The organism is Thiobaca trueperi, assembly GCF_004342175.1.
GTDB lineage: Bacteria > Pseudomonadota > Gammaproteobacteria > Chromatiales > Chromatiaceae > Thiobaca > Thiobaca trueperi.
This window is the reverse complement of sequence record NZ_SMAO01000001.1, coordinates 183,463-203,989: the sequence shown is the minus strand read 5'-3', so window position 1 is coordinate 203,989 and position 20,527 is coordinate 183,463. Positions and strand designations below refer to the sequence as shown.

The window sequence follows — 20,527 nt, the reverse complement described above, 5'->3', positions numbered from 1 at the left end:
AGGGGGGGCGACCCGTCCTGACAGTCCTGCCGCCCCGGTGGCGGCCGCGCAGATGGATATCAGCAATCTGCCACAAATGATGCTGTCAGGCGCAAGCACTGCCGAGGTGAAGGCGCTGGCGATGGGTGCGGCGCGCAGCAAAGGCTGGATCATGTCCCAATCCACGCCGGATCGCCTCATCGTCCAGCGTCCGCTCGACGCGAGCACGCTGGCAGGGCTCCCGTCCAATGTCCCCGTGTCACCCGGCACGCTCATGGAAGTCACCTCCTTCTTTATCGATCAGTCTGGCGGGGTCAATGTCGCGACCAAGGCTGAATTGGTCTCTCAGATGCCTGGCCAGCCGGCGCCGACACGCATCGATTACACGGATAACTTCCACGAGCCCCTGACACAATCGCTGGTTTCGCTGCGCGATGCCTGGTCTCAGCATCGCGGGCGGCTGGCGCGTGCAGCACCCCCTGAGGGAGGCTGGAAAGACCCTTGGAGCGATGACAAGGGCATGACCAGCACCACGACAGATGGGGATGCTGCCAATCAGATGACAGCGGAGATCGACACGGACAGCGCGCAACAACCGGCTCTGATTGCTCAGACGCCTCCAGTCCCGTTGGCGGTATCTCCCCCGCAACCGGTGCAGCGCGCACCTGAACCCGCCCGCCCGGCGCCGGAGCCGCGCCGACTCTCATCGGGTGGGGCGCCGGTCGTTGACGCCAGTTCGTCACGCAGCCAGACCACGCCGGCCAGCCGTGCGTCGCAGACGAGCATGATGGCGCTTCCGGCCGTTCGTGCCCCGGCGGCCAAACCGGCGGCTCCGGCATCAGCGGTCAAGGTCTCGACTGCCAAGCCTCCGGCGGCTCCGGCAACGGTCGCTAAAACACCGGCAACCAAGTCTGCCGCAACGGCAGCGGCCAAGGCGCCGGCAGCCAAACCATCAGCACCGGCGGCCAAAACGCAGACCGCCAAAACGCCGGCGGCCAAGGCATCGACTGCTCCGGCCACGGTCGCCAAAGCGCCAGCCGCCAAGACTGCCGCCGCCAAGCCCGCAACCGCTGCGACGCCAGCCGCCAAAAAAGCCAACTGGAGCGCCGCCGCCGAAAAATATGCGCGTCAAAAGGGTTGCAAGGTCTCGGGCAAGGGCACGCAGTTGATCGAGTCGCGCAAGGATGGCGAGGTGCACAAGATCTCCTGTACCGGCACCGACAGCGTTCTGGTCAAATGTCAGAATGGAACCTGTAAAGGACTGCTCTAACCTCAGTGGCGCGATGGTCAGTCCATCGCGCCGATCCGTGCCGGGTCAATCAGGCGCGGTCTGGTTACCCTGTCTTGCGGCTGGATGGCTGTTGTTCAACCTGACGGCCGTGCAGGCCCGACAGGTGCCGGGGGTGCTCCTTTTCGATGCCGCCTTGAGCGATGCCCGCGCCTTCACCGTCGAGATCGCCGCCAGCCGGGGCTGGAGCATTCCATCCGTCACCTCGACTACCGCCGTGTTCGAGCAGGTCCTCGAAGGCGAGGATGTCGATGGCGTCATGGTCGCGCAGCGTCTGCTGCGCATCTTCGCTGATTTTGCCGAGGAATCGGCGGGCATCCGGGTCTCGCTGCGTGCCGAGGAGGTCGAGAGCCCGGCAACGGATGCCGAATGGATGACCGATGTCACGGGACGTTACGCCGACAATCTGACCAACGCGCTCTCGTCACTGCGGGCCAGATGGGACGCGCAGCGCGCCAGCCCGGCCGCGCCGTCTTCCGCTCAGGACGCCGTCAACATGGGACGTCTCGCCCCGCTCACCGGCCCGATGACATCAGAACCGGTCGGCGTCTGGGCCTATGCCGCCGAGCGTTATGCCCAGAGTCGCGGCTGCGAGCTGACCGAGCGATCGACTCAACTGGAGGCCAGCGGCCAGGGTTGGGAGCACCATCGTGTCTTTTGCCGGAAGGGTTCTGAGATCCGGGTGCAGTGCCGTGATGGCGACTGCACCGCCCGTCCCTGATCCGCCGAATCCTGGCCGCTATTCCGGCCATGCCCCGCCTGAGACAGCAAAAAGAACCCACTGTAAAACGAGGTAAACACATGACCAGACATGTCATTCGTACCGACCAGGCACCCCAGGCGATTGGAACCTACTCTCAGGCCATCCGGGTTGGAAATACCGTTTATCTGTCCGGACAGATTCCATTGGTGCCGGAGACCATGGAGCTGGTTGCAGGCGATATGGAGGCGCAGATCCGGCGTGTGGTCGAGAATCTGCGCGCGGTGGCACAGGCCGCCAATGGCGGGTTGGCTGACATCGTCAAACTCAATGTCTTTCTGACCGATCTCGGTCATTTTCCATTGGTCAATCAGGTCATGAGCGAGTATTTCGATGAGCCGTATCCGGCTCGCGCCGCCATTGGGGTTGCGGCCCTGCCCAAAGGCGCGGGGGTGGAGATGGACGCCATCATGGTCCTTGGTGACTGAGACCGGTGCATTGGACCGCCGGGCAAAATTGGATGAATTGGCAGATTGATTAGCCACTTGGTTTGCACTCTTGAAAATCTGCCTTACTATATTGGTCCAACTCATCAAATTGTCGAAGATGAATCATGCGCGCCCCCTTGCTCTGTGTCCTTGTCATTCAACTCCTGTTTCTGGCGGGCTGTAGTTCCAATCCGCCCAGGGATTCCGGGGCGGCGATCAACGTCCAGATCAGCGGCGATTTTGCCGGCTCGCCCGAGGCGAAGCGTTTTGTGCAGCGGATGGCGCAGCAGCATGGCTTCAATCCCACCGAAACGGCCGCCGTCATTTCACGCGCCCAGCGCAAACAGTCGATCATCGACCTGATGAATCAGCAGGCTCCGAGCCGGAGCACGGGGCCGAATGGAGCCTGGACCCGCTATCGCGCCAAATTCCTGACCGATGACACCATCGGCAACGGCGTCGCTTTCTGGCAGCGCAATCAGGCGGCGCTTCAGCAGGCCCAGTCCCGCTATGGGGTGCCGCCTGAATATGTGATCGCCATCATCGGTGTCGAGACCCGTTTCGGCGGTTTCGTCGGCAAAACGCGCATCATCGACGCCCTGGCCACGCTCGCCTTCGCCTATCCCCGTCGCGCCGATTATTTTGCCAGCGAGCTGGAAGCCTATCTCATCATGACCCGCGACGAGGGTGTCGATCCCTTCCAGCCGCGCGGCTCATTCGCCGGGGCCATGGGACTGGGGCAATTCATGCCATCGAGTTTCCACAAGTACGCGGTGGATCTCACCGGCGACGGTCATCGCAATCTCTGGGATCCGGCGGACGCCATCGGCAGCGTCGCCAATTATTTCAAGGGGCACGGCTGGCAGGCCGGCCAGGCGGTGGCGGTACGGGCGCAGGTTCAGCCGGGATCCAATGCCGGTCGGCTGAAAACGGGCTTCGACACTCGCTATGGAGTCAACGAGCTGGCGGCAAAGGGCATCACGCCAGCCGGTTCGCTCGGCGGCGTCACTCAGGTCAGCCTGCTGCAACTGGACGCCAAAGGCGGTTACGAATACTGGCTGGGACTGCCGAATTTCTATGTCATCACCCGTTACAACCACAGCACCTACTACGCGATGGCGGTGCACCAACTGGCGCAGGCGATCCGTGCGCGCAAGGGTGGAGTGCGGCTGTCGGCGTCTGATTAAGACGTCTTGCAGGAAAGCGGCTACCCGTTTGAAAGTCCGTCAATGGACAGGATTAACAGGATGATTCAAGATTCACAGGATTAAAAAATAACCTGCAAGATCCTGTCTATCCTGGAAAATCCTGTTAATCCTGTCTATTTGAGTTATGTATTCTGCACTGACTCGCCGTTGATGGTCAGGGTGACGCGGCGTTGCTGGTGGCGGGCGCGGTGCTCGTAGAGATAGATCCCCTGCCAGGTGCCGAGCAGGCACTGACCGTCGCGCACCGGCACGGTCAAATCCATGTTGGTGAGGATGGCGCGCAGATGGGCCGGCATGTCGTCCGGTCCTTCATCGGTATGTGAGAAGAGCCGGTCGCCGTCCGGCACCAGTCGGGACAGAAAGGCTTCGAGATCGCGGCGCACGCTGGGATCGGCGTTCTCACACAACACGAGCGAGGCACTGGTGTGATGGACGAAAACATGACAGAGACCGAGCCTGACGCCGGATTCGCGCACCTGTCGCTGCACCTCGCGCGTGATGTCGTAAGTGCCGCGCCCCTCGGTGCGAATGGACAGGGTCTGCTGGACGATCATCGTGGCAATCCTCGGGAGGCGGTAGCGATCACAGCCATTAGACCAGATCCGCAAATGCCGGTACACATGGCTCCTGCGCAGATGGCCCCGGAGCATGCGCCATCTTTCCAATCGCTGGAACAGATCCCGGTCACGCACCTGAAGCGGGTCGGCCCGCGCATCGCCGAGCGTCTCGACCGGCTCGGCATCCGCACGGTGCAGGATCTGCTCTTTCATCTGCCCGTGCGCTATCAGGACCGCACCCGGCTGGTGCCGATCCGCGAGCTGCGCGTGGGCGAGGATGCACTGGTCGAGGGCGAGGTCTGCGAGGCCAATATCGCCGTCGGGCGACGGCGCTCGCTCAAGGTCTGGATCGGCGACGGCCCCATCGGTGGCATCCTGCTGCGCTTTTTCCATTTTTCGCCGCAGCAGGTGACGGCCTTCAAGGCAGGCGCACGGGTGCGCTGTTATGGCGAGGTCCGGCAGGGTCCGAATTCGCTGGAGATGGTGCATCCCGAATACCGTTTACAGAACGATGCATCGGCGGAGACCGAGTCGCGTCTGACGCCCATCTATCCGTCCACCGAAGGCTTGCAGCAATCGGCCTGGCGCGGACTCATGGATCAGGCGCTGGAATGGCTGGGGCATCTCCCGCCCGCCGACTATCTGTCCGCCGAGATCCTCGCGCCGCTGAATCTGCCGGGTCTGGTCGAGGCGCTGCACTATCTGCATCACCCACCGCTGGAGACGAGTCTGACCGATCTCCAGGAACGCCGTCATCCGGCCTTTCTGCGTCTGGCCTTCGAGGAACTGGTGGCGCATCAGGTGAGTCTGCGACGGATGCGCACCGCGCAGCGGGCGGTCATGGCCCCGGTGCTGGCCGGCGATGGCGACCTGCGCCAGCGGCTGCGTGCAGCCCTGCCGTTCCGGCTCACCCCGGCACAGGAGCGGGTGGTATCCGAGATCGCAGCGGATCTGCTCCAGGATCGACCCATGCAGCGTCTGTTGCAGGGCGATGTCGGTGCCGGCAAGACCATCGTGGCGGCGCTTGCCGCCCTGCAATCGCTCGAAGCCGGTCGCCAGACGGCCTTGATGGCACCCACCGAACTGCTGTCCGAGCAGCATCATCGCAGTCTGAGTGCGTGGCTCAAGCCGCTCGGCGTCGAACCGCTCTGGCTTGCCGGACGGCACAAAGGCCGCGAGCGGGCTGAACTGCTTGATGCCATCGCCTCCGGTCAGGCGCGGCTGGCGATCGGCACCCATGCGCTCTTTCAGGACGATGTGGAGTTCCGCGATCTGGGACTGGTCATCATCGACGAACAGCACCGTTTCGGCGTCCATCAGCGGATGAAACTGCGCGAAAAGGGCGGACAGTCCGGGGGCGCGCCGCATCAGCTCATCATGACCGCGACTCCCATTCCACGTTCGCTGGCAATGACGCTCTATGCGGATCTGGATCTCTCGGTCATCGACAGCCTGCCGCCGGGGCGCACGCCCATCACCACGGTCGCGGTCTCCGACACCCGCCGCGACGAGGTCATCTCACGGGTGCTCAAGGCGTGCGAGCAGGGGCGTCAGGCCTATTGGGTCTGCACCCTGATCGAGGAATCCGAGGTGCTGGAATGTCAGGCCGCCGAGGAGACCGCACGCCAGTTGAGCGAGCGGTTGCCGGGGGTGGGAGTCGGGCTAGTGCACGGTCGGCTCAAGGCAGCGGAGCGCGAGGCGGTCATGGCCGGATTCGCCAGCGGCGAGCTGGGTCTGCTGGTGGCGACGACCGTCATTGAGGTCGGAGTGGATGTCCCCAATGCCAGCCTGATGATCATCGAGAACCCCGAACGGCTCGGACTGGCCCAGCTCCATCAATTGCGCGGACGGGTCGGACGTGGCCCGGTCGAGAGTCATTGCCTGCTGCTGTATCATGCCCCGCTGTCAGAGGTTGCCCACGAGCGGCTGGGCATCATCCGCTCGACCACCAGCGGTTTCGAGATCGCCGAACGCGATCTGCTGCTGCGCGGTGCCGGCGAGGTACTGGGCACGCGCCAGACCGGATCGGTTCAGTTCCGCATCGCTGATCCGCTGCGCGATCAGAGCCTGGTACCAGCGGCGCAGCGGGCAGCCGACCTCATCCTGGCGCATGCGCCCGAGTCGGCCACGCCGCTGATTGCACGCTGGATGGGGCATCGTGAAAATTATGGGCAGGTTTGATCAGCAATTCCTGAAAAAATAATCCAATAAAAACAATTATTTATTTTTATATGTATTTGACCGGCCCCGAGACCTGACGCAGATCAAAGGCATCGCCCGCTGGCGCCCAGACGGTTGGAGACGAGAGACGACGCCGTCAGCACCGCCGAACGCATCCGCTCCGGGGGCTTGTCACTTGTTGAGCAAGAGACAAGCCCAGGCGGGACGGCTTCGCCGCCCGCCGAATTCAACCCGCCGCGCATCCGGTCAGCCATGCGCCGACCCATCCGGCACGGCCACCAGCCCGGCCAGTTCCGTGCCCAGCGCCTGGATCTGCACGCCCAGCGCCTGCACGCGGGCCTGTAAGGCCGCCTCACGCTCCAGGGGCTGATGACCGGCCAACTGCGCCTCCAGGAGCTGGACGCGGGCTTTCAGTTGGGCATGGAGGCGCTGGTACTCGCTGACCTGCTGGCGGTAGAAGACCAGGGCGAAGAACTCAGACGGCAGGATCCCGCCACGAACATAACCAGGCGGAAACAGATAGCCGTTGTGGACTTCCCAACCGTGCCAGCCGGACCACGGTACAAAGCCGGCCAGGATCGCCAGCAAGCGCAGCGCAGTGGGATCGGGGTTACCATCGGGGAGCCGATTTTGGCCCCTGATCGGATTGCGCATAATGTCTAAGTGATCGCGCCATGAACATCCCCGTGTCAACCCTCGTTAGAGTTGACTGTATATCAACTCGCAAGTTGACTTCAACTGGGGATGTCAAAATGACCGTTTATGCTTCAAAGACTGGCTATCTCAACCTGGTCGAGGATCGAAACGATGTCGTTAGGGGAAAATGTACGCAGCTTGCGACACAGCAAAGGATGGAGCCAAGCTCAACTGTCAGAATACTCCGGGATCCGAATACAGCACCTGTCGCGCATCGAACAAGACCAAGGCGATCTGAAAATATCGACCGTCTACAAACTCATCGACGCCTTCGGATGTACAGCCAATGCCTTGCTAATGAACCCAACGCCAGGGACCAAATCAGGCGCGGTCCTCAGCCTGATCTTCAATAGGGTCAGTGAACTACCAGAAGAAAAGCAAGAACCCCTCTTCGAAATCCTGGATAAGTACTGTGTCGCATGTGAGATGGAGCAAGCATTGACGCAGACACCCAGAACTTTGTACGAAGCTGCCGAAGCGGTTTCGATGTCCAGTAAGCAAGAAGAAGGGTAGGGCGCAACGACCCGAAGAGCCACTCGCCAAGTTGGTTGGCGTTTCTCCGATGACCGTCAACCGCGTGTTGTCTGTATCAAAAACGCAGACTGCGCAAATGGTACAAGACCCCAAACCGCCGATCTCCGGTGACGATGGTTGGTCGCCCTTCCTGCTGGATGTTGCAAAAACGCAGACTTCGCAAATGCAACATGGGTCTGAGTCAAAAACGCAGACTTCGCAAATGACTCACCCCAAACCTCCGATCTCCCCCTCAGTGGTCCCGATAAATCTCACGCCGATGGCCGACCTGAAGGATCAAAATGCAGACGGTATCGTCCTGGATGGTGGCAACCAGACGATAGTCGCCAACGCGGTATTTCCAGAAGGCACCGAGCCGGGAACCCTGCAAGGCTTCGCCGAGAGTGCGCGGATCGTCGAGGAGCGCCAGGCGCTGATGCAGGAACGACAGGATCCGCCGGGCAACTGGCGGATCGAGTTTGCGCAGGTCGCGTTCAGCGCCGCGCTCAAAGTCAATTCTCCAGGCCATAGTCCCTCATGACCTGCTCAAGGGGAACGGTCTCAGAACGCCCGTCCCGAAGATCCTGGAGGCGCTGTTCAGCGATGCGCAGCGCCTGCGCATCATGCAAATGCTCCAAGAGCACATCGAGCACATAATCGGATTCGGTTTGTCCGGCAGCTTGAGCGAGATCGATCAGACATTCCTCAAACTCGGACGGTAGCTGAACAGCCAACATAGAAAGCTCCTATAAAGAGTGGTGGATCCGGAAAGCCTAGCAGATCGCAGTTGGCCCAACTTGTCGAATGGCCGCGACCGTCTGATCACCCCGTCATCCATTCCGCTCCGCTCCACGGATGCCACCCCTCAAGGGGGGGGAAGACGCTGAGACGACAGCGCCAGGGTCTACGGGTCGCCCTTGACACGCTGCGCGCGGGGCGTTCTGTCACTCTCGCCGAAGCGAGGGAGCAGGGGAACGCGCCCTCCGCTTCGTCGAGACCATTGTAACGCCCCGTGCTCGGTGTCAAGGGTTCGCTACGCCGACCCTTCGACCCGCGAACTTGGCGTGATGCAACCCTTTCGTGGGGGGCTCCCCCCACACCCCCCGGCCTCAGCTCAAGAGCAGGGTCGGGAAGCTTGCGGCGGTAGTGCAGCCGGCTCGCGCTGATCACCGCCGCTGGCGCTTCGGCGAGCAGCGCGAGCCGGCACCTGCCCAACCTGGACCCTATTCAGCATCTCACGCCAGACGGAACGGACCTCAGGGCGCCAGCACAGCAGCCAACGCAGGCGGCAGACCATCACACAGGGGTCCAGGCCCAACACATCGGCCAAGCGAATCGCCAGCCGATCCAGCACATTGTTCATCCGGCCACCTCCGGCCACTCGACCGCCCATTCATCGCCCAGGTCATACAGCGGCACCACCAGCAGGCCCGATCGATCCAACTGCCGCGCGACCGATGCCGCTTTGCGCCGACTGGGATAGACCTTCGCCAGAAACGGCGTACAGGCCCAGAACAGCCAGCGGACGCCAGGGCGCGAATCGATCCGCACCAGAAACTCTTGGCGCTCATTGCCAATGCAGAAGCCAACCAGATCCATCAGGCGACGTCGCTCAACTCCGGCAGCCCCTCATAGAGCGCCTGGACATCGGCCAGGGTCGCCACCCGCGCCGTGACCGGCCGCGCCAACTGCTGAGACCGCGAACCCAGCGTCACCACATTCGGACGGCTGCGAATGTCCACGCCCACCACTTCGCGGAGATCCTTGGCGATGCGGTAGAACGTCGCCTGAGAGCGGCCGTTACCCGGACCAACGTCAATCCCGCCCATCCAGGCCAACAAGACTTCCAGCCGCTGACGTGCAGCTCGTTCGCCGACCCCACGCGCGACCAGCCGCACCACCACTTCCGATTTCCAATCAATCACCGCGCCCACTTCCTGCGCATCAACCTTGAATGCTTGCCATTGCTCTTTCATCGTTTCATCACTCCAATTTTCGATATACGCCAGATTTGCTCTGCTCAAGTAGTCTGTATAAAGGCGTAATTCATCACGTACCCAACCATCACGATGTAACCGTTCTCTCAGTGCATTCAAATAGTCCGTCACACTCTCAATATCGCCGATGCGCTTGCGCCGCCAGCGCTTGATCTGTTCCAGCACCTCGTCCGCCTTGCCGTAGCAGGCCCGCTGCCGCGTCCGCCGCGAGCCCGCCAGCACCGACAACTCGCCTTTGACGCTAAACGGCTGACCGCGATGCCCCACGCGCTGCGTCAAGAGCCAATTCAGATAATGCGCAACAGATTCCGACGAACCAAGAATGAGATTCGCCGCAATATCGATACGCGACACACGCGGCCCTTTTAAAACCGTGCGATCAATCGCGCCCCCATCGCCCAGGACTTGAATTCGATCCGGGTAATGAAAAAGGGGCAGATTCAATTCGGCCAGGACGCCGTTATAGACCTTCACCGCCTCAAAGATCGATGGACAGCCCAAGGCCACCGCTTCCGAGCGGCCCCATTTGCTCGGGTTGCCCTGGACCTGGACGCGCCCGCCGAAGGACCGAATCATCAACGACGATTCCCAGGAGCCCTTGAGCTGATCGGATTTCACCGTCTGATACTGAAGCTCACCGGTCTTCAGATCGATGTCCAAGCGCCGCGACGAACCCCATTCAGGCGCCTCGTCGTGCTGCTGCCAGACATCCAGAAAATCGACATGCAGGGCTGGATTAGAGAGGTCCATCGGACCCCCGAAACCGGGCGTTTTTCTCACTAGTGAGAATAAGTGGGAGTGCTACTAACACTCCCACCTGAAAACGGCCCATCCCGGCGCCCGCGCGATTACCCATGAACGGCGCTCTCCGGCGTCGTTACCAGCCCGGCCAGTTCCGCACCCAACGCCTGGACCTGGACGCCCAGCGCCTGCACGCGGGCCTGTAACGCTACCTCGCGCGCCAATGGTTGATGCCCGGCCAGTTGCGCCTCCAGGAGCTGGACGCGGGCTTTCAGTTGGGCATGGAGACGCTGGTACTCGCTGACCTGCTGACGATAGAAGACCAGGGCGAAGAACTCGGACGGCAGGATGCCGCCACGGGTATAGCCGGGCGGGAACAGATAGCCACGGTGGACTTCCCAGCCGTGCCAACCGGACCATGGCACAAAGCCGGCCAGGATCGCCAGCAAGCGGACGGCGGTCGGATCGGGTTTGCCCGTGGCGCACCAGCGGCGATAAGTCCGCAGGGAAACCAGACAAGCGTCCGCCGCCTGCTGGTCGGTGAATCCGCACGCGCGTTGCAGCTTACGTAAAGTCAGCGGATGGGCGGCGAAGCCGGCGCTCAGGAGGTCGGCATCGGCCCAATCGTCGGCGGATGACAACTTGTCCAGCGCCGCCGGCTCGACGGCCAACGTGACCGCCGCAGATGACAACTTGACCGCGCCCGTGGTGGCCGTGGACGGGTCGGAAAGCCGCGCGGATGCTGATCGGGGAGCCGATTTTGGCCCCTGATCGGATTGCGCATAATGTATATTATGTAAAGTGAAAGGGGCGCTGGATTTGAGACTATTACAACGAACGCAAGCTCTAATCACGATCAGCACCCTGCCTCGCATACTCAACACGAATCGCCTCCATCGCCTGTTCAACCTCATGCCGGAATGCCTGGAGCTGATCCAACTGTTCGCTCGAATACATGGATTTGATCCGCCGCATCTTGGCGAGCAGCGGCAGACGCTGTAATTCAGCAACCGGCACGCCAAGCTTGATGAGCGATTCTCCGTGTTGATACAGGGCGATGACCAGATCAAGCAATGCAAATTGCTTGGCCGGCGAGCAGAAGGTATCGATCTCGTCGAGCGCGCTCTGTTGCAACACGCCTTCCTTGATGAGCGAGGCGCCTTCCAGTTCCCAGCGTTGAGAATCGGAGAGTGCTTCGGGGCCGACCAGATTGACGATGCGCGAGAGTTCGGCATCACGCGCAAGGAGTGTGAGCGCGCTCGCGCGGCGTTTCTCCCAGTCCGGACTGATTTCTTGGTGCCACCACTGAGCCGCCGCGTGGACATGACTCGAGAAACTGGTGACCCAGTCGATCGATGGATAATGACGGGCGTCGGCCAGTTCCTTGGACAAGGCCCAGAAGGTTTCGATGATGTCTTTGGTATGGCTGGTGACCGGTTCGGAGAAATCGCCGCCGGGGGGTGAGACGGCACCGATGAGCGTCACCGAGCCGGAGCCGGCGCCGTAAGTCTCGATCCGTCCGGCACGTTCGTAGATGGCGGCCAGCCGCGAGGCGAGATAAGCCGGGTAGCCCTCCTCCACCGGCATCTGACCGAGCCGGCCCGAGACCTCGCGCAGCGCCTCGGCCCAGCGGCTGGTCGAATCCGCCAGCATGACCACGTCATAGCCCATGTCGCGGTAATATTCGGCCATGGTGACGCCGACATAGACCGACGCCTCGCGGGCAACCACCGGCATGTTGGACGTATTCGCGACCAGCAGGGTGCGCTCCATGAGCTTGCGCCCGGAATAGGGGTCGTCCAGTTGCGGGAAGGTTTCAAGTACATCGACCAGTTCGTTGCCGCGTTCGCCGCAGCCGACATAGATGACAATATCGGCGTTCGACCAGCGCGCGATCTGCTGCTGGACCACCGTTTTGCCCGCACCAAAGGGGCCGGGAACCGCGCCCTTCCCGCCCTTGAGCTGCGGAAAAAAGGTGTCGATGACCCGCTGTCCGGTGATCAGCGGGGCGATGCCGTCGTCGCGCTTCAGATAGGGGCGCGGTTTGCGTACCGGCCAGCGGTGATAGAGACTGAGTCGGTGACTCGTACCCCGTTGGTCGCGCACGCGGGCGATGGTCGATTCGATATCGTAGCTGCCAGCGGGGGCGATCTCGACCAGATCGCCGACGACATGGGGCGGCACCAGGATGCGATGCAGCACGGTCTGGGTTTCCTGCACGGTGCCGAGCACGGTTCCCGGCCCGACCTGGGCGCCGGGCTCCAGCGCCGGGTTGGGCGCGAATACCCATTCCCTGCCACGATCCAGCGCCGGTACGCTGATGCCGCGACGGATGTAATCGCCTGACTCCAGCGCGATCTTCGACAGGGGCCGCTGTACGCCGTCGAAGATGCCGCCCATGAGTCCGGGGCCAAGCTCGACCGACAGCGGCCAGCCGAGTCCGACGGCGGGTTCACCGGGTCGCACCCCATCGGTGGATTCGTAGGTCTGGACCACGGCCTGCCGGCCGCGCAGCGAAATGACCTCGCCGAACAGACCAAGCTCGCCGATCTTGACCTGTTCGCCACTGCGCACACCGGGCAGGTCGATGGTGACAATGGGACCGTTGATGTCACGGATGACGCCGACTCGGGTGGTTTCGCTCATGATGATCTCGTCATCCGGTAAAGAGGTTGCCGGTCTCGAATCCGCCCGGCAGCAGCCGTTCCAGGATGGTCTGCTGGATGCGGGGCCGCAGACGCTCGATCCGCCCCTCGAAGGTCTGATCGACGCGGATGCGCCCGTCCCGGCTGGTGATGACCGCACCACCGAGGGTGTTGAGTGCGTCGGCGGCAGGGGCGAGAGCGGCGGTCTTGCCGGGCGGCAGGGATGCCGTGAGTCGATCCCAGCGGGCATTGAGTCGGCGCTGATCCAGGGCGTTGGCGGCGACGATGAGGTCGGGTGTCTCGATCAGGGCAGCGGCCTCGATGATCAGCCGATCAAGCCAGGCGTCATAGACGGCTTCATCCTCCATGAAGACGCGCATGCGGTCGGCGAGTCCGCGTTCCACGTCGCGGACCAGGTTCCAGCGCACCTGATCAAGATGGGTCTGCATCTTCAACTCGCTGGCCTGCACCTGCTGGCGGAAGGTGCGGTCACCGAGCGATTTGGCGATGGACTCCTCGCGCGCCTCGCGCAAACGCAGACGCTCGGCGGCCTCGCGCAGAATGCTGTCGCGGCTGCGTCCGGCGCGCTCGCGATATTCGGTCGCCAGCCGCTCGGCACGGGCGAGGATGGCCTGTTCCAGTTCGTCTACCTGATTCACTCTGGCTCTCGCTCCCCGGACTGGCCGGATTCAAGGTTGGCGCCGAAGAGTGCGGCGAGACGGCGCGCCACCTCGCTGTTGAGCTGCGGCGGTGCATTGAGCGCAGGCACCGCGATCACGACGATGTGTCCACCCTCGCGGCGCACCTGTTGCAGATTGGGTATGTTCTGGCCCATCACCGCATCGTCCACCAGCACGAAGGCCCGCTCGTGTCCCCGCCGCAGATCACGAAAGATCCGGTCAACCGCCTGCGGGTCGGGACTCGGATAGGTCTCGAAGCCGATCAGGCGCAGGCCGTCGGCCAGGAGATCATCGCCGAAAAACAGCATCCGGGTCGATTGAACCGGATCATCCTGGTTATCCATGTCGATCCCCACGTCAGCGCCCCGCGCCATCTGTCGCATGCCGGTCTCAGATTTTGTTGAGCAGAAGGATGGAGATGACCAGACCGTAAATGGCGATGCCCTCGGCGAGTCCCAGATAGATGAGCGTGCGTCCGAGATTTTCCGGCTTCTCGGTGATTGCCGCCAGTGAGGCCGCACCGATGGGTCCGACCGCGATCCCGGCGCCGATGGTCGAGAGTCCGGTCGGGATGCCAACGCCGATGATGGCCAGCCCCATGCCGACCGACATTTCGCCAGCGACGGCGGCGACGTCTTCCGGATTGGCGAAGGCGTCCTGGATGCCGAGCAGCAGCAGTGCGAACTGGGCGCCGATGAAGACCGCCAGTTGCGTCCCCAGCGCGGGTTTGCACCAGGGGCGGATGCGGCTGACGAAACGGGGTCGCCATTCCAGCAGAATGCCGCTGACGATCAGGCCGAGAATGGCGAAGGACATGAGTGCGACAAGCCAGTACATATTCCACTCCGGGTTGAAAATCGTGAAAAATTGTGTTGCGCCTTTTGGCGATGTCAAGCCCAATCGCTGGTCGCTAATACAACCGATCCCGCAGATCCCGCACCTCGAACCCACGCCAGGGGCCGCTTACGCCCTTACTCAAGCCCAGCACCTTGAACCGTTCGCCCATCGCTGTGGGCAGGAGTAACTGCTTGGCAGCCAGTGCCTGATCAATTGCGTCTGGCGCTTCAGCCAGAAGCTGATCGATGCCGCAGCCAAGCAGAAAATGCGCCTGACTGGTGAAACCGGCGAGCGCGAAACCAGCCGCCTCGCCGGCCTCGGCAGCGGCGGTGAAATCGACATGGGCGGTGATGTCCTGTAACCCGAGATGACGATAGGGATCGTCATGGGCCTGATGGCGGTAGTGGCACATGAGCGTACCCATGTTCCGATCCGGCTGATAATAGCCCGACCTGGGATAGCCATAATCGATCAGCAGCACCAGCCCGGCGTCCAGCGTGTCCGACAAGGCCGTCAGCCAGGGTGCGAGATGCGGATTGATCTCAGAGCTGTAGCCGGACGCACACGCGAAACCCTCGGACTGCAAGGCAGCGACCGCCTCGCTGAGTCCGGGCGAGCGCACAGGGGCCGTGACCTCGGCTAACCGCTCGCCCTCATCCGTAACGAAGATCTCGTCGATGCCGCCATCCCCGCGCACCCGAAAACGCTGCACCGGCATGGCGTCGAGCACTTCGTTAGCCAGTACCACGCCGCGCAGAGAACGGGGCAGTTCGGTCAGCCAGCGGCAGCGGTCGGCCAGATGTGGCGCGGCGTCGATGATGGATGCGCGCTGGCGCGCCTGGAGTTCCGGGCTCGGTTCAAGGATCAGATAGCGATCAGGCAGTGCGTCGAGCGCATCGAGCCGCTGGAGCACCTGCGCCGCGAGCGCCCCGCTGCCGGCGCCGAACTCGAACAGGTCGCCACCGTCCAGCCGTTCCAGCGCCTCAGCGCACTGCGCCGCGAGACACTGACCGAAGAGCGGCGACAGCTCGGGCGCGGTAACGAAATCGCCGCCCGGCCCGAACTTCTGCGCACCCGCGATGTAATAGCCCAGACCGGGCGCATAGAGCGCCAGATCCATGAAACGGTCGAAGGGAAGCAGGCCGCCGGACGCGGCGATCTCGGCGCAGATCAGGTCATGGAGCCGGGCGCTGAGACGGGTTTCGGGGCTGTCTGAATCCGCCGTTGTCTCTGCCGGAGCCGGGTTGCGATGGTTCTTCAAGGTGATTTCCAGGAAAGTGACGATGGCTTTTGGCAGGATTAACAAGATTGAAAACAAAGATTTGAAAAATCCTGTCCATCCTGGACAATCCTGTTAATCCTGTCTATTTCGATTTCAGCAGATTATTTGGAGACGCCACAACAGATGAACGACAATCCGCCCGCCACACTCCATCAGGGTGACGCCCGCAGTTCACCGTATCCGGTCAGCCGTCTGGCACCGGCCTTCGATGGCGGTGATCTGGCCGCCGAGATTGCCAGGGCCGAGTCCATTCTGAGCATCCGCACCGAAGCCAGACTGCGCGTCATCGCCGATCAGATCAAACTGCTTCAGGCGGAAGCGCGCAAGATTCTGGCCGACGCACGGCAGGACCAGGCGCTGACCGCCGCCCGCTGCACCTTCAAGCGCATCCCCGGCAAGACCTACCATCTTTACCGTCGCGCCGACGGTCAACCCTTCTTTTCGATGCTGTCGCCCCAAGACTGGGGTGGACGCGCACCGCACGCCTTTCTCGGTTCCTATCGACTGGAAACGGATTATTCCTGGACGCCGACCGATCATGCCACGCCGACCGACGAGACGGGCGAGCTGGTTGCTCAGTTGCTCCGCATCGGCGGCATCGAACATCCCCATCACCCTGGCACTACTCGCTCACCATGAAAACACTGCTCATCGTTGTCGCCGCCATCATCCTGCTTGCCATCGTCGCCATGGCTATTTTTGTCTTCGTGGTGCAGAACGTGGAGACGCCTGCTTATCAGGTCGTGGCGCAGGACGGCCCATTCGAGATCCGCGACTATCCGGCCCTGGTGGTCGCCGAGGTGACGCGCCGGGGCGAACGCCGGGAGGCACTCAGCGCCGGCTTTTCGCCGCTTGCTGGCTATATCTTCGCCAAAGAGCGCGCAGGCGACCGGGTCGCCATGACCGCCCCGGTGACGCAGCAGCGCGCCGAACGGATTGCCATGACCGCGCCCGTGACCCAGTCTCAGGATGCGGACGGCGAATGGGTCGTGCAGTTCATCATGCCCGCCGGCTATAAACTCGACACCCTGCCCGCTCCCGCCACTGACGAGGTGCGGCTGCGCGAGATGCCGGCGCAGCGGCGTGCGGTCGTGCGTTTCAGCGGCCGCACCACGGACGATCTGATCGCCGCACAGGAAACGGCACTGCGCGACTGGCTCAAAGCCCGTGACCTGCGTCCGCTGGCAGCGCCGGTCTATGCCTATTACAACGATCCCTTCACCCCCGGCTTTCTGCGTCGCAACGAGATTCTGATGGATGTGGCGGACGATTAAGTTGACTTTCTGAAAAATTGATACCTGATACATGCCTCAAATGGACAGGATTAACAGGATTTCGCAGGATGGACAGGATTTGTAACGAATTGTTTTTAATCCTGTTAATCTTGGAGCATCCTGTTAATCCTGTCCATTGACGGCCTTCCAGGCGGCAGTCAGTCCGACCTCTGCCCGCGCTCAATGATCACGCCGACATCGATTCCTTCACCGACCGCGCCCGGTTTGTTGAGACTGAGCCGCAGCCAGGGGATGCCGAATTCATCGCGCAGAATGGTGGCGCAGCGTTCGGCGAGGGTCTCCACCAGCTCGAAGCGGTTGCTCGAAACCTCGCGGATCAGGCGTTGGGTGACGGCCTCATAATCCAGCGCGTCGACGATGCGGTCGGTTGCAGCGGCGCGGGCGATATCGCTTGCCAGCTCCAGATCAAGCACGACCGGGCGGCGGATGTGCTTCTCCCAGGCGTGGATGCCGATGGTGGTCTCGATACGCAGACCACGGATGAAGACGATGTCCAGGGTAAACTCCAATGATATGATTCAGGCCGATCCGTCATCTTGACCTGACTCACCATCCCCGGTCCACTGCCACCCATGCTGACATCCATCCTGCTTATCGTCGCCGCCTATCTGCTGGGCTCCATCTCCAGCGCCATTATCGTCTGCCGCCTCATGGGTCTGCCGGATCCGCGCACCCAGGGCTCCAACAACCCTGGCGCGACCAATGTGCTGCGCATCGGCGGCAAGCGGCCCGCTGCCATCACACTGGTCGGCGACAGCCTCAAGGGTCTGATCCCGATGCTTGCCGGACATCTGCTCGGGGTTGATCCGCTGACCCTGGCGGGTATCGGTCTGGCTGCCTTCATCGGCCATCTCTATCCGGTCTTTTTCCGTTTTCAGGGCGGCAAGGGCGTCGCGACCGCGCTCGGCGTGCAGTTCGGGCTCTACTGGCCGATCGGACTCTGTGTCGCGGCCATCTGGTTGTTCGTCGCCAAGGTGCTGAAAATTTCCTCGCTCTCCGGGCTCATCTCCATGGCCCTGGCGCCGGTAATCGTCTGGCTGTTCTGGTCCGATCAGGCCTTGATCGGCATGCAGCTCGTCATTACCGGGCTCCTGATCTGGCGCCATCGCAGCAATATCCGCAACCTCATCGCCGGCACCGAGGATCGTCTGACCGAGAAATCCGACTGAGCCGCAGCTATATGTCGCATTCCATGGGAATGCTGAAAAATCAATTCACTACGAACGGATCCCTGACAGAGGATCGACCGTCAAAAATTTTTTCGGCGCTCACGACATCGGCATTCATGCGATTGTCCCGATCAAAAACTTGACACCCGACGATTTCCCTCTACCATTAGCACTCGTTCCAGGTGAGTGCTAATAGCTGGTTTGTCTCCGACCCGGCCTGCACTCCGCGAATTTCTCAACCGCACAATGGAGAGCATCCATGAACATCCGTCCTTTGCATGACCGCGTCGTTGTCCGTCGCATGGAAGAAGAGCGCACCACTGCCGGTGGCATCGTGATCCCCGATTCCGCCACCGAAAAGCCGATCCAGGGCGAAATCATCGCCGTCGGCAAGGGCAAGATCCTGGAGAACGGCGACGTGCGTCCGCTGGATGTCAAGGTCGGTGACCGCGTCCTCTTCGGCAAATACTCCGGCACCGAAGTCAAGATCGATGGCAAGGAATTCCTGGTGATGCGCGAGGAAGACATCATGGGTGTCGTCGAGGGCTGATCGTCCTCCGTCCCTGTGATCCCGCACCCCGGTTAATCCAAGAATCGAATCCATATTGAGGAATGAAAGAATGAGCGCAAAAGACGTAAAGTTTGGCGGTGATGCCCGTGTTCGCATGATGGAGGGTGTCAACATCCTCGCCAATGCCGTCAAGGTCACCCTGGGTCCGAAGGGCCGCAACGTGGTGCTGGAGAAATCCTATGGCGCACCGACCGTCACCAAGGACGGCGTCTCCGTCGCCAAGGAGATCGAACTCAAGGACAAGTTCGAGAACATGGGCGCGCAGATGGTGAAGGAAGTCGCCTCCAAGACCTCCGACGTGGCCGGCGACGGCACCACCACGGCCACCGTGCTGGCACAGGCGATGGTTCGCGAAGGTCTGAAGGCGGTTGCCGCCGGCATGAACCCGATGGATCTGAAGCGCGGCATCGACAAGGCCGTTGAAGCGGCGACCGAAGAGCTGAAGAAGCTCTCCAAGCCCTGCACCGAGAACAAGGCTATCGCCCAGGTCGGCACCATCTCCGCCAACTCCGACGACTCCATCGGTCGCATCATCGCCGAGGCGATGGAAAAGGTCGGCAAGGAAGGCGTCATCACCGTTGAAGACGGCACCTCGCTGAACAACGAGCTGGCCGTGGTCGAGGGCATGCAGTTCGACCGTGGTTACCTGTCGCCCTACTTCATCAATAACCAGCAGAGCCAGAGCGCCGAGCTGGACAATCCCTACATCCTGCTCCACGACAAGAAGATTTCCAACATCCGCGAGCTGCTGCCGGTGCTGGAAGCTGTCGCCAAGGCCGGTCGTCCGCTGCTGATCGTCGCCGAGGATGTCGAAGGCGAAGCGCTGGCGACCCTGGTGGTCAACACCCTGCGCGGCATCGTCAAGGTCTGCGCGGTCAAGGCGCCGGGCTTCGGTGACCGTCGCAAGGCCATGCTCCAGGACATCGCCGTCCTCACCGGCGCGACCGTCATTGCCGAGGAAGTGGGTCTGTCGCTGGAGAAGGCCACCCTCAACGAACTGGGCACCGCCAAGCGCGTCCAGGTCGCCAAGGACGAAACCACCCTCATCGACGGTGCCGGTTCCGAGATCGACATCAAGGCCCGTTGCGAGCAGATCCGGGCTCAGGTCGAGGAGACCAGCTCCGACTACGACCGTGAGAAGCTGCAAGAGCGTCTGGCCAAGCTGGCCGGCGGCGTGGCCGTCATCAAGGTTGGCGCGGCCACCGAGATGGAAATGAAGGAAAAGAAGGCGCGCGTCGAAGACGCCCTGCACGCCACCCGCGCGGCAGTCGAGGAAGGCATCGTCCCCGGCGGCGGTGTCGCCCTGGTCCGTGCCCAGACTGCTGTCAAGGGTCTGACCGGCATCAACCACGATCAGGATGTCGGCATCACCATCGCCCGTCGCGCCATGGAAGAGCCGCTGCGTCAGATCGTCGCCAACGCCGGCTGCGAGCCGTCGGTCATCCTGCACAAGGTCGCCGAAGGTACGGGTAACTTCGGTTACAACGCCGCCACCGGCGAGTATGGCGACATGGTCGAAATGGGCATCCTGGATCCGACCAAGGTCACCCGCTCCGCGCTGCAGAACGCCGCGTCGGTCGCCGGTCTGATGATCACCACCGAGGCGATGATCGCCGAAGAGCCGAAGGATGACGCCCCGATGCCGGGCGGCGGCATGGGTGGAATGGGTGATATGGGCGGCATGGGCATGATGTAAGCCC

The 20,527-nt window shown here is 62.2% G+C and carries 24 protein-coding genes; 11 read left to right on the top strand and 13 right to left on the bottom strand.

Translation table 11 applies throughout. The features are described from left to right. Nucleotides 1-52: 52 nt before the first annotated feature. From EDC35_RS00880 to mltB, 4 genes are all read left to right on the top strand, one after another. Entirely contained in the window at nucleotides 53-1,249 is a 1,197-nt protein-coding gene (locus tag EDC35_RS00880) for a hypothetical protein (protein ID WP_132974957.1), read from the top strand. A 91-nt stretch (nucleotides 1,250-1,340) separates the two neighbouring features. Further along, on the top strand, nucleotides 1,341-1,988 hold the full coding sequence (locus tag EDC35_RS00875) for a hypothetical protein (protein ID WP_243651355.1): 648 nt from the start codon (nucleotides 1,341-1,343) through the stop codon (nucleotides 1,986-1,988). Nucleotides 1,989-2,068: 80 nt separating this feature from the next. After that, nucleotides 2,069-2,455, top strand: a complete 387-nt coding sequence (locus EDC35_RS00870; protein ID WP_132974955.1) for a RidA family protein — start codon at nucleotides 2,069-2,071, stop codon at nucleotides 2,453-2,455. A gap of 125 nt (nucleotides 2,456-2,580) precedes the next feature. Beyond that, nucleotides 2,581-3,642, top strand: a complete 1,062-nt coding sequence (gene mltB / locus EDC35_RS00865; protein ID WP_132974954.1) for a lytic murein transglycosylase B — start codon at nucleotides 2,581-2,583, stop codon at nucleotides 3,640-3,642. Nucleotides 3,643-3,785: 143 nt separating this feature from the next. On the opposite strand, the gene EDC35_RS00860 is transcribed toward mltB, so the two are convergent. Next, nucleotides 3,786-4,217, bottom strand: a complete 432-nt coding sequence (locus EDC35_RS00860; protein ID WP_132974953.1) for a secondary thiamine-phosphate synthase enzyme YjbQ — start codon at nucleotides 4,215-4,217, stop codon at nucleotides 3,786-3,788. A gap of 66 nt (nucleotides 4,218-4,283) precedes the next feature. Between EDC35_RS00860 and recG the strand changes: the two genes are divergently transcribed. Next, nucleotides 4,284-6,401, top strand: a complete 2,118-nt coding sequence (gene recG / locus EDC35_RS00855; RefSeq protein ID WP_243651354.1) for an ATP-dependent DNA helicase RecG — start codon at nucleotides 4,284-4,286, stop codon at nucleotides 6,399-6,401. A gap of 246 nt (nucleotides 6,402-6,647) precedes the next feature. Here recG and EDC35_RS00850 read toward each other — a convergent pair whose 3' ends face one another. Continuing rightward, complete coding sequence (locus EDC35_RS00850; protein WP_132974952.1) at nucleotides 6,648-7,055, bottom strand: hypothetical protein; 408 nt, start codon at nucleotides 7,053-7,055, stop codon at nucleotides 6,648-6,650. 108 nt (nucleotides 7,056-7,163) lie between these two features. Here EDC35_RS00850 and EDC35_RS00845 point away from each other — a divergent pair, with 108 nt between their 5' ends. Continuing rightward, nucleotides 7,164-7,610: a helix-turn-helix domain-containing protein gene (locus EDC35_RS00845; protein ID WP_132974951.1), complete on the top strand. Its 447-nt coding sequence runs from the start codon at nucleotides 7,164-7,166 to the stop codon at nucleotides 7,608-7,610. Between the two features lie 253 nt (nucleotides 7,611-7,863). On the opposite strand, the gene EDC35_RS00840 is transcribed toward EDC35_RS00845, so the two are convergent. From EDC35_RS00840 to EDC35_RS00795, 10 genes are all read right to left on the bottom strand, one after another. Then, nucleotides 7,864-8,139, bottom strand: a complete 276-nt coding sequence (locus EDC35_RS00840) for a type II toxin-antitoxin system RelE family toxin (protein ID WP_132974950.1) — start codon at nucleotides 8,137-8,139, stop codon at nucleotides 7,864-7,866. After that, complete coding sequence (relB, locus tag EDC35_RS00835; protein ID WP_132974949.1) at nucleotides 8,123-8,347, bottom strand: type II toxin-antitoxin system RelB family antitoxin; 225 nt, start codon at nucleotides 8,345-8,347, stop codon at nucleotides 8,123-8,125. The genes EDC35_RS00840 and relB overlap by 17 nt, the downstream gene beginning before the upstream one ends. Before the next feature lie 622 nt (nucleotides 8,348-8,969). After that, nucleotides 8,970-9,209 (bottom strand): hypothetical protein, encoded by a 240-nt coding sequence (locus EDC35_RS00830; protein ID WP_132974948.1) that lies wholly within the window; start codon nucleotides 9,207-9,209, stop codon nucleotides 8,970-8,972. Then, nucleotides 9,209-10,357, bottom strand: coding sequence for a phage/plasmid replication domain-containing protein (locus tag EDC35_RS00825; RefSeq protein WP_132974947.1), 1,149 nt, complete (start codon nucleotides 10,355-10,357; stop codon nucleotides 9,209-9,211). Before EDC35_RS00825 ends, EDC35_RS00830 begins: the two co-directional genes overlap by 1 nt. Nucleotides 10,358-10,455: 98 nt before the next feature. Further along, the gene (locus EDC35_RS00820) at nucleotides 10,456-11,019 is read right to left on the bottom strand and encodes a hypothetical protein (RefSeq protein ID WP_132974946.1); all 564 of its coding nucleotides are present in this window, start codon (nucleotides 11,017-11,019) and stop codon (nucleotides 10,456-10,458) included. 175 nt (nucleotides 11,020-11,194) lie between these two features. After that, the gene (locus EDC35_RS00815; protein WP_132974945.1) at nucleotides 11,195-12,994 is read right to left on the bottom strand and encodes a V-type ATP synthase subunit A; all 1,800 of its coding nucleotides are present in this window, start codon (nucleotides 12,992-12,994) and stop codon (nucleotides 11,195-11,197) included. A 10-nt stretch (nucleotides 12,995-13,004) separates the two neighbouring features. Then, complete coding sequence (locus EDC35_RS00810; protein ID WP_132974944.1) at nucleotides 13,005-13,652, bottom strand: V-type ATP synthase subunit E; 648 nt, start codon at nucleotides 13,650-13,652, stop codon at nucleotides 13,005-13,007. After that, on the bottom strand, nucleotides 13,649-14,047 hold the full coding sequence (locus tag EDC35_RS00805; RefSeq protein ID WP_243651389.1) for a V-type ATP synthase subunit F: 399 nt from the start codon (nucleotides 14,045-14,047) through the stop codon (nucleotides 13,649-13,651). Before EDC35_RS00805 ends, EDC35_RS00810 begins: the two co-directional genes overlap by 4 nt. A gap of 16 nt (nucleotides 14,048-14,063) precedes the next feature. Next, on the bottom strand, nucleotides 14,064-14,510 hold the full coding sequence (locus EDC35_RS00800) for an ATP synthase subunit C (RefSeq protein ID WP_132974943.1): 447 nt from the start codon (nucleotides 14,508-14,510) through the stop codon (nucleotides 14,064-14,066). Nucleotides 14,511-14,583: 73 nt separating this feature from the next. Then, nucleotides 14,584-15,771 (bottom strand): class I SAM-dependent methyltransferase, encoded by a 1,188-nt coding sequence (locus tag EDC35_RS00795; protein WP_424565282.1) that lies wholly within the window; start codon nucleotides 15,769-15,771, stop codon nucleotides 14,584-14,586. A 144-nt stretch (nucleotides 15,772-15,915) separates the two neighbouring features. On the opposite strand from EDC35_RS00795, the gene EDC35_RS00790 reads away from it, so the two are divergent. After that, nucleotides 15,916-16,431: a DUF2452 domain-containing protein gene (locus EDC35_RS00790; protein ID WP_132974942.1), complete on the top strand. Its 516-nt coding sequence runs from the start codon at nucleotides 15,916-15,918 to the stop codon at nucleotides 16,429-16,431. Then, a complete protein-coding gene (locus tag EDC35_RS00785) occupies nucleotides 16,428-17,066 on the top strand; it encodes an SOUL family heme-binding protein (RefSeq protein WP_132974941.1) in 639 nt (212 codons plus the stop codon). Before EDC35_RS00790 ends, EDC35_RS00785 begins: the two co-directional genes overlap by 4 nt. Before the next feature lie 158 nt (nucleotides 17,067-17,224). On the opposite strand, the gene folB is transcribed toward EDC35_RS00785, so the two are convergent. After that, entirely contained in the window at nucleotides 17,225-17,584 is a 360-nt protein-coding gene (gene folB / locus EDC35_RS00780; RefSeq protein ID WP_132975639.1) for a dihydroneopterin aldolase, read from the bottom strand. Nucleotides 17,585-17,659: 75 nt separating this feature from the next. On the opposite strand from folB, the gene plsY reads away from it, so the two are divergent. From plsY to groL, 3 genes are all read left to right on the top strand, one after another. Then, on the top strand, nucleotides 17,660-18,256 hold the full coding sequence (plsY, locus tag EDC35_RS00775) for a glycerol-3-phosphate 1-O-acyltransferase PlsY (RefSeq protein WP_132974940.1): 597 nt from the start codon (nucleotides 17,660-17,662) through the stop codon (nucleotides 18,254-18,256). Between the two features lie 259 nt (nucleotides 18,257-18,515). Then, nucleotides 18,516-18,806 carry a co-chaperone GroES gene (groES, locus tag EDC35_RS00770; protein WP_132974939.1) on the top strand — a complete coding sequence of 97 codons (291 nt, stop codon included), beginning with the start codon at nucleotides 18,516-18,518 and terminating at the stop codon, nucleotides 18,804-18,806. Nucleotides 18,807-18,876: 70 nt separating this feature from the next. Beyond that, a complete protein-coding gene (groL, locus tag EDC35_RS00765; RefSeq protein WP_132974938.1) occupies nucleotides 18,877-20,523 on the top strand; it encodes a chaperonin GroEL in 1,647 nt (548 codons plus the stop codon). Nucleotides 20,524-20,527 lie beyond the last annotated feature (4 nt).

Bases quoted from the DNA above. Each gene is read 5' to 3' on its own strand.
- EDC35_RS00880 (WP_132974957.1), top strand. From the start codon at position 53: ATGGATATCAGCAATCTGCCACAAATGATGCTGTCAGGCGCAAGCACT.
- EDC35_RS00870 (WP_132974955.1), top strand. From the start codon at position 2,069: ATGACCAGACATGTCATTCGTACCGACCAGGCACCCCAGGCGATTGGA.
- mltB (WP_132974954.1), top strand. From the start codon at position 2,581: ATGCGCGCCCCCTTGCTCTGTGTCCTTGTCATTCAACTCCTGTTTCTG.
- EDC35_RS00860 (WP_132974953.1), bottom strand. From the start codon at position 4,217: ATGATCGTCCAGCAGACCCTGTCCATTCGCACCGAGGGGCGCGGCACT.
- recG (WP_243651354.1), top strand. From the start codon at position 4,284: ATGGCTCCTGCGCAGATGGCCCCGGAGCATGCGCCATCTTTCCAATCG.
- EDC35_RS00850 (WP_132974952.1), bottom strand. From the start codon at position 7,055: ATGCGCAATCCGATCAGGGGCCAAAATCGGCTCCCCGATGGTAACCCC.
- EDC35_RS00845 (WP_132974951.1), top strand. From the start codon at position 7,164: ATGCTTCAAAGACTGGCTATCTCAACCTGGTCGAGGATCGAAACGATG.
- EDC35_RS00840 (WP_132974950.1), bottom strand. From the start codon at position 8,139: ATGGCCTGGAGAATTGACTTTGAGCGCGGCGCTGAACGCGACCTGCGC.
- relB (WP_132974949.1), bottom strand. From the start codon at position 8,347: ATGTTGGCTGTTCAGCTACCGTCCGAGTTTGAGGAATGTCTGATCGAT.
- EDC35_RS00830 (WP_132974948.1), bottom strand. From the start codon at position 9,209: ATGGATCTGGTTGGCTTCTGCATTGGCAATGAGCGCCAAGAGTTTCTG.
- EDC35_RS00825 (WP_132974947.1), bottom strand. From the start codon at position 10,357: ATGGACCTCTCTAATCCAGCCCTGCATGTCGATTTTCTGGATGTCTGG.
- EDC35_RS00815 (WP_132974945.1), bottom strand. From the start codon at position 12,994: ATGAGCGAAACCACCCGAGTCGGCGTCATCCGTGACATCAACGGTCCC.
- EDC35_RS00805 (WP_243651389.1), bottom strand. From the start codon at position 14,047: ATGGCGCGGGGCGCTGACGTGGGGATCGACATGGATAACCAGGATGAT.
- EDC35_RS00800 (WP_132974943.1), bottom strand. From the start codon at position 14,510: ATGTACTGGCTTGTCGCACTCATGTCCTTCGCCATTCTCGGCCTGATC.
- EDC35_RS00790 (WP_132974942.1), top strand. From the start codon at position 15,916: ATGAACGACAATCCGCCCGCCACACTCCATCAGGGTGACGCCCGCAGT.
- EDC35_RS00785 (WP_132974941.1), top strand. From the start codon at position 16,428: ATGAAAACACTGCTCATCGTTGTCGCCGCCATCATCCTGCTTGCCATC.
- plsY (WP_132974940.1), top strand. From the start codon at position 17,660: ATGCTGACATCCATCCTGCTTATCGTCGCCGCCTATCTGCTGGGCTCC.
- groES (WP_132974939.1), top strand. From the start codon at position 18,516: ATGAACATCCGTCCTTTGCATGACCGCGTCGTTGTCCGTCGCATGGAA.
- groL (WP_132974938.1), top strand. From the start codon at position 18,877: ATGAGCGCAAAAGACGTAAAGTTTGGCGGTGATGCCCGTGTTCGCATG.